Below are 12,313 nucleotides of genomic sequence, written 5' to 3' on the forward strand. Positions count from 1 at the left end.
GTGTGATGTTAAGCGCGGTCAGGCGGCCATACCGAGACCGACAATGTTTGCCGCGATAATGATCACCACGCAGCCAATCGACAACACGCTCACCGGTCGACGCCCCACCGATTTCCACTCCTTCAGCACCAGTCCTACCAGGCCGCCGCACAGCACGTACAGGCTCATGTGCAGCATCCAGCTTACGAAGTCGTACTGCGAAGGAATTTTTGCGTGGCCCCAGGCATAGAAGAAGAACTGCAGATACCACATGGTCCCCCCCAGCACGGCGAAGGCGATATTGGCGATCAGCAGCGGTTTTGCCACGGAAAAATCGCGGCGCAGCGAAAGCTCCGGCTTCACCGCCAGGCGGATAAAGCAGTACGCGAGGTTGATCAGCGCGCCACCGCCCATAATCACCACGTAACTCGGCAATGCCACATACAACGGATTGATGCCCAGACTGGCAGCGGCTTCATGCATCGGCTTCGCCGCATCCATGGCAAATGACATGCCGGCAGAGAAGATGCCGCACAGCACCGCCAGCACCAGGCCTTTCTTCAGGTTAAAATCTTCGGCGTTGATCCCCAGCGCCCGCTCCTTTAGCAGTCCGGCACGTGACACAATCGCCACACCCAGCAGCGCAACCAGCACGCCCAGCAGCGTCATCCGGCCACCGGCGGAGCTGAACAGTTCAACGAATCGGCCCTGCAACAGCGGCGTCATCAGCGTCCCCACCACCAGCGTAATGCCAATGGCGATACCAATCCCCATCGACATCCCCAGATAGCGCATGGTGAGGCCATAGTTGATGTTGCCGATGCCCCACATGGCACCGAACAGAAACACCGGCAGCAGCTGCGACAAACTGAAACTGCTGTAGTACGCCCAGAAGTTCGGTAACAGCGCGGCACTGACTGCCCAGGGCAGAATCAGCCACGACATCACGCCGCCGACCGACCACATGGTTTCCCATGACCACTTTTTAACCTGTTTAAACGGAGCATAAAAACAGGCGGCGCTGGCGGCACCCACCAGATGCCAGAAGATACCTGCAAGAATGGCACTGTTCATTGTTATTCCTTCGTAAGGTTGAGGCCAGACGGAAACACCTGCGGTTTCCGATTAGTGGCAGTCTATGGCGCACTGCGTGGACTCAGCCTTTGGATGGTTGCCGTTAAGCCAGGCTGACTGGCAAAATCGGGGGGGTATGCAACATAAGGATCACAAATTCGCATTTGCTGCCGTTATGCCGGATGAGTTCTTTAAGTTGCTTATTATTCGGCATATTTTTGATTTATGTTGTGTTGATCGGCACAGTTTTTCCTCAGTTGCCAGCGCGGCGCTTAACATGGCACTCACACAAAGCTGCGCGAAGCACTTCCCCCGACGGGGTTAAATCCGTATAACGTGGGAAAAATCATCGGAACCAGGGATTGAGATGAAGAGCAAACGGTTAACGCTGGTGCTGTCGCAGGCGGTGAGCCGCGTGATGCTGGATGACATCCGCGCCATCGTGCCGCCCGAGGCGCTGAATGTGTTCATTAATGGCTTAGATACTACTCACTACGCCACGCTGGACTGCGTGCAGAGCGAAGAGAACTGCGCGCTGCTGGCGTCAGCCATTGTGGTGTGGCGTCAGCTCGGCCATGTGCATCAGATTCAGTATCAGAAAGGCGAACATCTGCGTCAGGTCGATGACGCGACACAATTTCAGCTATTCAGTATGATGAAAACCCACCGCGCGCTAATCCAGCTCGCTTAACGCTCAGGATGCATATGAAAATCGGTCTGCTGTTCCCCATCGCCATTATTGTTGCCGGTGTCAGTTTTCTGGTCTGGTTTATTGCCAGCGGCGCCATGATGCCCGGTTCCTGAAACGGTCCACTGACGCAGAATGCTGCGTCGGTCGCGTGATTCTTGCCGCTATTGCCAGCGCCCTGCCGGTGCTGGCAGTGATAAAAAGGTCGCCAGCGTTCATCTGCTTCACTCTTCCTTCACATCAGTTTAACAAAACCGAGCGTGGAGCCCCTGCACATGACCCTTCATCATCAACACTACATTAATGGCGCGTTTGTCGAGGCGCATAACGATAGCTGGATTGAAGTGATTAACCCGGCGACGGAGACCCTGCTGTCACGCGTGCCCCAGGGCAGCAAACAGCAGGCGGCGGCAGCCATTGCCGCCGCAGAAGCCGCTCAGCCCGGCTGGGAAGCGTTACCGGCGGTGACGCGCGGCGGCTGGCTGCACCGCATCGCCACGGCAATTCGCCAGCGCGAGCCTGAGCTGAGCGCCACCCTCGTCGCGGAGGGCGGCAAAACCCAGGCGCTGGCGCAAACCGAAGTGCTGTTTACCGCTGACTACCTCGACTACATGGCGGAATGGGCGCGACGCTACGAAGGGGAAATCGTCAACAGCGATCGCCCAAACGAAAACATCTTTGTGTTTAAGAAAGCGATTGGTGTGACCACCGGTATTCTGCCGTGGAATTTTCCCTTCTTCCTGATTGCGCGCAAAGCGGCACCGGCGCTGATCACCGGCAACACTATCGTGCTGAAGCCGAGTGAGATCACCCCGAACAACGCCGCCCTGTTCGCCGCCATTATCGACGACATCGGCCTGCCGCCCGGGGTAATTAACATCGTTTACGGCTATGGCCCGGAGGTGGGACAGGAACTGGCCGCCAATCCTAAAGTCGGGTTAGTGAGCCTGACCGGCAGCGTCAACGCCGGCATCGCCACCATGGCCGCCGCGGCGCCGAATGTGACAAAAGTGTCGCTGGAGTTGGGCGGTAAAGCACCGGCAATTGTCATGGACGACGCCGACCTCGATCTGGCCGTCAGGGCTATCGTCAGTTCGCGCATTATTAACAGCGGTCAGGTGTGTAACTGCGCCGAGCGCGTGTATGTGCAAGACGGCATTTACGATCGCTTTATCAGCGCCCTGACCGGGGCGATGCAGCAGGTGAAATTTGGCGATCCGGCGCAGCAGGCCGATGTGGATATGGGGCCGCTGATTAGCGCAGCCGCGTGCGACCGCGTCGGGCAAAAGGTCGCCAGCGCCGTTGCGCAGGGCGGCAAGGTGGTGCTGGGCGGCAAACGCGCCGGTGAACGCGGCTTTTATTTTGAACCGACCATCATCACCGGGGTACGTCAGGAGATGGCGATCATGCGTGAGGAAATCTTTGGCCCGGTGCTGCCGGTGATGCGCTTTAACACGCTGGATGAAGCCATCGCGCTGGCTAACGACTGCGACTATGGCCTGACCTCATCGCTGTATACCCGCGATCTGAACACCGCGATGATCGCGCTGCGCCGGCTGAAATTCGGGGAAACCTACATTAATCGCGAAAATTTTGAAGCGATGCAGGGATTCCATGCCGGCTGGCGCAAATCCGGCATCGGCGGTGCCGATGGCCGCCACGGGCTGGAGGAGTATCTGCAAACGCACGTCGCCTATCTGCAGTTTGCCTGATGCGTAAACACCGGTGCGCAGCGCGCACCGGTTGCCACTTAGCGTATCCGTTTCTGACTGCGCAGCAGCGCTACCCCGCTAAAGAGCGACATCGCCATCAGGTAGTAGCCCGGCGCCAGACTGGTGCCGGTGGCACTGATCAGCAGCGTGCAAATCAGCGGTGCAAAACCGCCAAACACCGTAACCGCAATGTTATAGCTGATGGCCATGCCGCTGGCGCGCGTACCAATCGGGAACAGATCCGCCATCACCGAGGGTACGGTAGAAAAATAGATCGATTTCAGCAGCGCCATCCAGCATACCAGCACAATCAGCGTGGTCGGCGTAGTGTGATTGACCACCAGCCGAAAGGCCGGATAGATGGTGACCATCAGCAGTATGAGCGATCCCCACATCAGCGGCAGGCGGCCAATGCGCTCCGCCCACAATCCCATCAGCGGCGTCACTACCGTCAGAATCACCCCGGCCAGCAGCGTGGCAGTAAAGGCCACCGAGCCCGGCAGATGCAGGTTTTTGGTTGCGTAGGTCGGCACGTAGTTGAGCATGTAGTTGACCGCCGTGGAGATCACCATCAGGCCAATCGCCAGCAGCATCAGCGCTTTTTGCCGGCCAAACAGCCGTTTCAGCGGGGCCGCTTCCGGCGTCTGTGCGGCAAAGCTGGCGGGCTCATGCACGTGGCGGCGGATATACAGCCCGAGCGGGCCAATCAGCAGGCCGAAGGCAAACGGAATACGCCAGCCCCATGCCTGAATCTGGCCTTCGCTCAGGATCTGCGTCAGACCGAGACCAAACGCCGAGGCCATCAGCGTGCTGGCGCCCTGGGTGGCGAACTGCCAGCTGGCGATAAAGGCTTTGCGCTCGGGAAAATGCTCGACCAGAAACGCCGTAGAGCTGCCAAATTCGCCACCGGCAGAGAAGCCCTGCACCAGGCGCGCCAGCAGGATCAGCAGCGGTGCGAGCAGGCCGATGCTGTCGTAGCCCGGCATAAAAGTAATGATGGCTCCGCCAAGCATCATCAGATTGATGGAGAGCAGCAGCGCTTTTTTACGCCCGTGGCGATCGGCATAGTTGCCCAGCACCACCGCGCCCAGCGGGCGAATCAGAAAGGAGACGCCGAAACTGCCAAAGGTCAGCAGCAGCGAGACCGACGCATCGCTGGTGGGAAAGAAGGCGTGGGCGATATAGCTGGCGAAGAAGCCATATACCGCAATGTCGAACCACTCCAGCGCATTACCGATGCAGGTCGCAAACAGCGTTTTATGCAGGTTAGGCTTCACACCGCTCAGCGGCGCGCTATGGCTGAGGCTGCTCATGCGCCACCTCCGGCATAGGCGCGGTGTTGCGCCAGCCATTCCGTGCCCTGCTCGCCCAGCTCCCACAGCAGCTGCGTCATGATCTGCAGCCCTTCGCGGGCAATCGATTTCAGCATGTGCTCATTCACGCCATGCTGACCGCAGGCGGGATACGAATGCGGCACCCACAGCGTTGGCAGGCCCAGAATCTCCGCGAACACCTCATTCGGCAGCGATCCACCCAGGTTGGGCAGCAGCGCCGGTTTTTTGCCGCTGGTTGCCGCCATGCTATTCAGCACCCAGTGCACCAGCGGATCGTCTGGATCGAGACGCGTGGCGGGTGAACCGCGCAAAAATTCAACCTCAACATCATGGAAGCCGTGCTGCGCCAGATGCGCGCTGACGTGCTGCGCCAGCCGCTGCCAGTCGGTACCGACCACAAAACGCAGCTGGCACACCGCCGTCGCGCTGCCGGGAATGGCATTCATCGGGCGCGCCGGGTTACCGGTGAGAAACGACAGCACTTCCAGCGTGTTCCAGCCGTACAGGCGTTCGGCAGGCGTCAGGCCTGGCTCGCCCCAGTTGGTGTCAATCGCGGGATCGCCTGGCATGCCACCCACCTCGATATCGCTGAGAATGGCGCGCACCTGCGGCGTTAACGAATCAGGCCGCAGCGCCTTAACCTGCAGCACGCCCTGCGCGTCCACCAGCGTGGCGATGGCGCTGGCCAGCCGGGTGCCGGGATTGCTCAGCAGTCCGCCCCAGTTGCCGGAGTGATAAGCATTGTCACGCGCGTTGATGGTCAGACGGAAATTTACCGCACCGCGCGAACCGAGGAACAGCGTCGGCCGCACGGCGTTGAGCCGCGGACCGTCTGAGGCAATGAACAGGTCAGCCTGCAACAGTTCCGCCTGCTGCTGACACAGCTGCGCCAGCCCCGGCGAGCTGATCTCTTCGCCCATCTCAAACAGCCATTTGCAGTTAAAGCCGAGACGGCCGCCGCGCGCCTGGTACACCTGCTCCAGCGCCGCAAGATTGACGCAGTGCTGACCTTTGTTGTCGGCGCTGCCGCGCCCGTACCAGCGATCGCCCTCTTCGGTCAGCTGCCACGGCGACAGCCCGCTGCGCCAGTTTTCGTCATCGCCGAATACTACATCACCGTGCCCGTAGCTCAGCAAGGTCGGTAAGGCGGGATCTTCCATGCGCATCGCCACGAGGAATGGCCGGCCGGCGGCGTGCGGGTTATCGATGAGCTGTAGCGTGAAGCCCAGCGCCTGCAGTTGCGGCGCAATCTCCTGCTGCAAATAGTCCTGCAGCGCCGCATCGCGATCGTCGCGCTGGCTCTCGGTGCGCCATGCCACGCGGCGCGCCAGGATACGTTGAAATTCCCCGCTGTCGAAATATGCGGTGGCCTGCTGAACCGCCTGTTGTGCTGTCATGTTTGCCCTGCCTGTTATAGGTCTGCTGTTTTTTCATCTTTGCGGAAAGGCAGCTTTGCCACAATTATCAATTTATCGAGTAAGATTTGCCTTTAAAGCAAAGCTGCGTTGCCCGATTTCGAGGCAGGCACAGACGGAGGCCATGGCATGTTAAGCACGGAAATGCGTTATTTTCTCGCGGTAGCCGATTGCGGTTCGCTCAGCGCGGCCAGCGCCCAGCTGTTTGTGGCGGTCTCTGCCATCAGCCGCCAGATTCAGCGGCTGGAGCAGCAGCTGGGCGTGACGCTGTTTGCGCGTCATGCGCGCGGCATGGTGCTGACCGAGGCCGGCGAGATTTTTGCCCATCACGTGCGCAAAAATCTGCTGGATATGGAGTATGCGCTGGCGGAGATCAAAGGCCTGAAGGCGGTGCGGCGCACGCTGATTCGTGTCGCCTGTACCGACGGGCTGGCGTTTACCCTGCTGCCCCGGCTGATTGCCGCCTTTCGCCACGATCATCCCGGCGTGCTGTTTGACGTTCGGGTGGCGAGCGCACAGGGCGTGGCTGAACTGTTGCGCAGCGGCGAGTGCGACGTGGCATTGCAGTTCAGCCTGCACGCGGAACGTGCCGTTGAGGTGGTGGGCTCATGGCCGGCGCCGGTGCTGCTGGTGATGCATGACAGCCATCCGCTGGCGGGCGTGCCGCAGGTGGCGCTGGCCGATCTCAGCCACTATCCGCTGGCGCTGCCGCAGCAAAACACCACGGTACGCCAGCTGTTTGAGCTGGCCAGCCACATGAGTGGCCATCTGATCGAACCGGTACTGACCTGCGACAACTTCTCCACCCTGTTCCATTTTTTACTGCGCACGCCGCTGGCGGTGACCATTTGCAGCAGTTTTACCCTGGCGGAGGAAGCGCAGCAGCAGGGTCTGGTGATGCGCGCGGTCAATATCGATCAGCTAAGCCAGCGTACGCTGCAGTTGCAGACGCAGTCAGGGCGACCCCGCAGCGCCGCCCTGACTCTGTTTCTGACCTTTCTGCAACAGCAGCTCAGCGCGCTGTCCGCTGCGATTAAGGCGTGATATCCACCGGATAGAAGATATGCTTGCCGAACGGATCCACCTGGTAGCCGCTGACCGATTTACGCACCGGCTCAAAAATCGTTGAGTGCGCAATCATTACCGCCGGCATCTGGTCATGCATCATCTGCTGCGCCTCACGGTATAACGCCACGCGCTTGTCGTGATTTTGCTCGGCGCGCGCCTCGGTGATGATTTTCTCAAACGGCGCATAGCACCATTTGGACGAGTTGGAGCCGCCGTTCGCCGAGGTGCAGCTGTACAATGGCCCGAAGAAGTTATCCGGATCGCCGGTGGCGGTGGTCCAGCCCATCAGCGCCGCCTGATGCTCGCCGCCCTTGACGCGCTTCAGGTATTCGCCCCACTCATAGCTGACGATGTTGGCTTTGATGCCCACTTTTGCCCAGTCGGCCTGAATCATCTCAGCCATGCGGCGGGCGTTGGGGTTATACGGCCGCTGGACCGGCATCGCCCACAGCGAAATTTCGGTGCCCGGCTGAATGCCGGCCTGCTGCAGCAGCGCTTTGGCCTGTTGCGGATCGTAGGCGTAATCCTGCAGATCTTTATCAGCACTCCACACATCCGGCGGCAGAATATTTTTCGCCACCGTGCCGGTACCTTTGAAGATGGCATCAATGATCGCCTGCTTATTGATGGCCATCGCCAGCGCCTGGCGCACTTTCACTTTGTCCAGCGGGGCTTTGGTGGTGTTGAACGACAGGAAACCGGTGTTGAGGCCAGATTTCTGTTCCAGCGTGATGTTCGGGTTGTGGCGCATGTTGTCGAGATCGGCCGGATTAGGGAACGGCATTACCTGGCACTCGTTTTTCTCCAGTTTGGCATAGCGCACCGAGGCGTCCGGGGTGATGGAAAACACCAGACGATCGATTTTGGCCTTGCCCTGCCAGTACTGCGGGAAGGCTTTGTAGAGAATGCGGGAATCTTTTTGATACTGCACCAGCTCAAACGGTCCGGTGCCAATCGGCTGCATGTCCACTTTTTCTGGCGTACCGGCTTTCAGCATCTGGTCGGCATATTCCGCCGAGTGAATCGAGGCGAAATACCACGCCAGATCGGCGAGAAACGGCGCTTCGGCATGGGCCAGCGTAATCCGCACTGTCAGATCATCCACCTTATCGATACGGGTGATCAGTTTTGCCAGCTCGAGGCTTTCAAAGTTGGCATAGTTACCGCCCGAAACGGTGTGATACGGGTTTTTCGTATCCAGCTGGCGCATAAACGAGAAGATCACGTCGTCGGCGTTGAGATCGCGCGACGGCGTAAAAAGTTTATTGCTCTGGAACTTAACCCCTTTGCGCAGATGGAAGGTATAGACCTTGCCGTCCGGGCTGATCTCCCAGCGCTCCGCCAGGCTGGGCACCAGCTCGGTGGTGCCCGGTTTGAAATCCACCAGGCGGTTAAAAATCGGCACGGCGCTGGCGTCCACGCTGGTACCGGAGGTGTAGAGCTGCGGGTTGAAGTTCTCCGGCGAGCCTTCAGAACAGTAAACCAGCGTCTTCGCCGAGACGCCGCCTGCAACCGCTAACCCCAGTGCGCTAAGCGCCAGTTTTCCCATCATCTTTTTCATCGTCTTCTCGCTTTTTATTGACTTCCATGAGCCAGCATCGGTATTTATTTCATAAATAACATGATTTAGCCGTCTGGCGTATCTCCAGTGGCGCAAAGCTAATAAGGAATTGTGATGACAGACCAACTTGCCCGTCAGCTGACCCAGCGTTTTTACCGTTATCTGGCGGTCTCCAGCCAGAGCGATGCCAAATCCAGCACGCTGCCCAGTACGCCATCGCAACACGCCATGGCGGAACTGCTGGCGCAGGAGCTGCGCGATCTCGGTCTGCAGGATGTGGTGATTGATCAGCATGCCACAGTGACCGCCGTGAAACCGGGCAACCGGCCTGGCGCGCCGCGCGTAGGCTTTATCACCCATATTGATACCGTGGATGTCGGGCTATCGCCGGATATCCATCCGCAAACCCTGCGCTTTGAGGGCGCGGATCTGTGTCTGAATGCGCAGCAGGACATCTGGCTGCGGGTGGCTGAGCATCCGGAAATCCTGCCGTATCTCGGTCAGGAGATTGTGTTCAGCGACGGCACCAGCGTGCTGGGGGCCGACAACAAAGCGGCAGTCAGCGTGGTGATGACGCTGGTGGAGAACCTGCGTGGCGAGCACGGTGATGTGGTGGTGGCGTTTGTGCCGGACGAAGAGATCGGCCTGCGCGGCGCCAAAGCGCTGGACCTGGAGACGCGCTTTAACGTCGATTTCGCCTGGACCATCGACTGCTGCGAGCTGGGCGAAGTGGTGTATGAATGCTTCAACGGCGCCTCCGCTGAAATTACCTTCACCGGCGTGCCGGCGCATCCCATGTCGGGCAAAGGCGTGCTGGTGAATCCGCTGCTGATGGCGCACGACTTCATCGCCCGCTTCGACCGGCTTGCCACGCCCGAGCATACCGCCGGGCGCGAAGGCTATATCTGGTTCAATGATATGCAGGCCAATGCCAGCCTGGCGGTATTGAAAGCGTCGATTCGCGATTTCGATTTAAAGGGGTTTGATGCGAAGAAGCAGCAGCTGGTGGAAGTCGCCGATCAGATCGCCGCGCACTATCCCACTGGTCACGTCGCGCTGAAGATCAATGATATCTATAGCAACATCAGTAACGCGATTGGTGAGGACCGGCGGGCAATCGATCTGATTTTTGCTGCGCTGCAGCAGGTGGGCGTGGAACCTAAAGTGATTCCGATGCGCGGCGGCACCGATGGGTCTGCGCTGTCGGCCAAAGGGTTACTGACGCCGAATTTCTTCACCGGCGCGCACAATTTCCATTCGCGCTTTGAATTCCTGCCGATCCCGTCATTTGTGAAGTCGTATCAGGTGGCGGAAGCGCTGTGTTATCTGGCGGCCCGATAAGCGCGGTTGCAGAGAAACGTTGAGACAGCCTGACCGGCAACTGCCGATCAGGCTGACACCCGCTTACTTGCTGACGCTGACGTCAATGCCCGGGAAGAATTTCGCCGCCAGTTTAGTCACGGTGCCGTCGGCCTGGACTTTGGCGATGGCCGCATCCAGTTCCCCTTTCAGCTTGCTATCGCCTTTGCGCAGACCGAAACCAATGCCGGAACCGAGAATGGTGTCGTCTTCCACCGGCTTACCGGCGAAGGCGAAACCTTTGCCCTGCGGCTTATCAAGGAAACCAGACTGACCGGCGGCGGACATCACCAGCGTACCGTCAAGACGGCCAGCAACCATGTCGTTGTACACCTGGTTCTGATCCTGATACGACGTCACCGTCACGCCCTGGGATTCCCAGTGCTTTTTAGCGTAGGTTTCCTGGATTGAGCCCTGCAGCACGCCAATATTTTTACCTTTCAGCGACGCCGCCGTCGGCTCGAGTTTCTCGCCCTGCTTCACAATCAGCATGGTAGGAATACGGTAGATCGGGTTGGTGAAATCGATACTTTTCGCCCGCGCCTCGGTAATGTTCATCGCCGAGTTAATCGCATCGAATTTTTTCGCCTGCAGCGCCGGGATCAGCGCATCAAAGCTGCTCTCAACCCATTTGCAGTCAAAATGGCCGACCTGGCAGATGGCTTTGCCCAGTTCGATGTCAAAACCCTCCAGCTCGCCCTGCGCGTTGCGGCTTTCAAACGGTGGATATTGTGATTCCAGACCGTAGCGCAGGCTCTCCTGCGCCAGCGCCTGCACGGAGGTGATCATGCCCAGTGCGATAAACAGTGCGTTCAGTTTTTTCATTATTTTCCCCTAATTACCCTTTAACCCGGCACAGCGCCTGCGCGCCGGCTTCGAGCGTTGCGTCGTCTTTAGCAAAAGAAAGGCGGATTAATTTATTGTCAGTGCCATCCATATAAAACGCCGACAGCGGAATGGTAGCCACACCGTGATCGACGATGAGACGTTTTACCATTTCACTGTCGCTTTCGTCACTGAAATGTCCGTAGCTGGCCAACATAAAGAACGAACCGGCGCTCGGTAACAGCCTGAACGGTGAATCCTGCAGCAGCGTCTGCAGCCGATCGCGCTTCGCCTGATAAAACGACGACAGCTGCAGATAGTTTTGCGGGTTCTGCAGATACTGCGCGAAGCCAACCTGCATCGGCGTATCGGCGGCGTACATCATGAACTGATGCACCTTGACGATCTCCGCCATCAGCGCAGCAGGCGCCAGCGCATAGCCGACGCGCCAGCCGGTGACGTGGAAGGTTTTACCGAAGGAGGACACCACCACGCTACGCTGTGCCAGTTCCGCGTGCGTGGCCATGCCGCAGTGCGTCTGGCCGTCAAACACGATGTGTTCGTAGACTTCATCAGACAACACCACGATGTCGGTATTACGCGTCAGGGCCGCCAGCTGGTCGAGATCGGCGGCATTCAGCACCTGTCCGCTCGGGTTATGTGGCGTATTGATGATGATCATGCGCGTACGCGGCGTGATCGCGGCACGCAGTTCGTCCCAGTCAATCGCAAAATCCGGCACCTGCAGCTTGAGGCCGATCGGCGTCGCGCCCTGTAACCGCACCACCGGCGCGTAGCTGTCAAAGGCCGGCTCAAAGAAGATCACTTCATCTCCCGGGTGCACCAGCGCCGAAATCGCCATGTAGATGCCCTGACTGGCACTGCCGGTGATCAGGACTTCGCTGGCGGCATCGTACTGCTGGCCATACAGGCGGTACACCTTCTCCGCCAGCGCTTCACGCAGCGCCGGTAAACCGGTCATGGCGGCGTACTGATTATGGCCGTCGCGCATCGCCTGGCTGACCAGCTCAACCAGCTGCGGGTCACACGGGAAATTGGGCGCGCCCTGGGACAGATTAACGGCCTGATGCTGTGCGGACAGCTGGCCGATCACGCTAAAAATGGTGGTGCCGACGTCCGGCTGTTTGGAGGAGAGCTTCACGCTGCTGTTCAGGGTCATCATTGCTCCACAGGTTGCATAACCACGTATCGGAAGTAGATTTCTATTCAACGGCGCGACGCTTGAGTCGACAAGCGAATTGTTGTCATAATAGCCATGATAAAAAATCATAGCTCGA

Annotated in this window: 11 protein-coding genes; 5 read left to right on the forward strand and 6 right to left on the reverse strand. The window is 58.9% G+C overall.

Annotated features, from left to right (window positions below; all coding sequences use genetic code 11):
- Nucleotides 1-18: 18 nt before the first annotated feature.
- Complete coding sequence (rhaT, locus tag AC6I79_RS10125) at nt 19-1,053, reverse strand: L-rhamnose/proton symporter RhaT (RefSeq protein ID WP_282954113.1); 1,035 nt, start codon at nt 1,051-1,053, stop codon at nt 19-21.
- A 367-nt stretch (nt 1,054-1,420) separates the two neighbouring features.
- On the opposite strand from rhaT, the gene AC6I79_RS10130 reads away from it, so the two are divergent.
- From AC6I79_RS10130 to aldA, 3 genes are all read left to right on the forward strand, one after another.
- Nucleotides 1,421-1,744, forward strand: a complete 324-nt coding sequence (locus AC6I79_RS10130) for a hypothetical protein (RefSeq protein ID WP_058780589.1) — start codon at nt 1,421-1,423, stop codon at nt 1,742-1,744.
- Nucleotides 1,745-1,758: 14 nt separating this feature from the next.
- A complete protein-coding gene (locus tag AC6I79_RS10135; protein WP_021313714.1) occupies nt 1,759-1,857 on the forward strand; it encodes a YoaK family small membrane protein in 99 nt (32 codons plus the stop codon).
- Between the two features lie 159 nt (nt 1,858-2,016).
- Entirely contained in the window at nt 2,017-3,453 is a 1,437-nt protein-coding gene (gene aldA, locus AC6I79_RS10140; protein WP_215480298.1) for an aldehyde dehydrogenase, read from the forward strand.
- Nucleotides 3,454-3,491: 38 nt separating this feature from the next.
- Here aldA and AC6I79_RS10145 read toward each other — a convergent pair whose 3' ends face one another.
- Together AC6I79_RS10145 and AC6I79_RS10150 are read right to left on the reverse strand one after the other, a co-directional pair.
- A complete protein-coding gene (locus AC6I79_RS10145; RefSeq protein ID WP_215785969.1) occupies nt 3,492-4,766 on the reverse strand; it encodes an MFS transporter in 1,275 nt (424 codons plus the stop codon).
- On the reverse strand, nt 4,763-6,184 hold the full coding sequence (locus AC6I79_RS10150) for a M20 family metallopeptidase (protein WP_498027268.1): 1,422 nt from the start codon (nt 6,182-6,184) through the stop codon (nt 4,763-4,765). Before AC6I79_RS10150 ends, AC6I79_RS10145 begins: the two co-directional genes overlap by 4 nt.
- Nucleotides 6,185-6,331: 147 nt before the next feature.
- On the opposite strand from AC6I79_RS10150, the gene AC6I79_RS10155 reads away from it, so the two are divergent.
- The gene (locus AC6I79_RS10155) at nt 6,332-7,246 is read left to right on the forward strand and encodes a LysR family transcriptional regulator (RefSeq protein ID WP_262255702.1); all 915 of its coding nucleotides are present in this window, start codon (nt 6,332-6,334) and stop codon (nt 7,244-7,246) included.
- On the opposite strand, the gene AC6I79_RS10160 is transcribed toward AC6I79_RS10155, so the two are convergent.
- Complete coding sequence (locus AC6I79_RS10160; RefSeq protein WP_498027269.1) at nt 7,236-8,831, reverse strand: ABC transporter substrate-binding protein; 1,596 nt, start codon at nt 8,829-8,831, stop codon at nt 7,236-7,238. The two genes, AC6I79_RS10155 and AC6I79_RS10160, sit on opposite strands and share 11 nt — an antisense overlap.
- A 114-nt stretch (nt 8,832-8,945) precedes the next feature.
- Between AC6I79_RS10160 and pepT the strand changes: the two genes are divergently transcribed.
- On the forward strand, nt 8,946-10,172 hold the full coding sequence (gene pepT / locus AC6I79_RS10165; protein ID WP_481657652.1) for a peptidase T: 1,227 nt from the start codon (nt 8,946-8,948) through the stop codon (nt 10,170-10,172).
- A 63-nt stretch (nt 10,173-10,235) separates the two neighbouring features.
- Here the strand turns inward: pepT and AC6I79_RS10170 are convergent, their stop codons facing one another.
- Nucleotides 10,236-11,015 (reverse strand): transporter substrate-binding domain-containing protein, encoded by a 780-nt coding sequence (locus AC6I79_RS10170; RefSeq protein ID WP_021506096.1) that lies wholly within the window; start codon nt 11,013-11,015, stop codon nt 10,236-10,238.
- A 13-nt stretch (nt 11,016-11,028) separates the two neighbouring features.
- Complete coding sequence (locus AC6I79_RS10175) at nt 11,029-12,195, reverse strand: methionine aminotransferase (RefSeq protein ID WP_309787472.1); 1,167 nt, start codon at nt 12,193-12,195, stop codon at nt 11,029-11,031.
- Nucleotides 12,196-12,313 lie beyond the last annotated feature (118 nt).

It is taken from the genome of gamma proteobacterium symbiont of Scutellera amethystina (assembly GCF_059730845.1).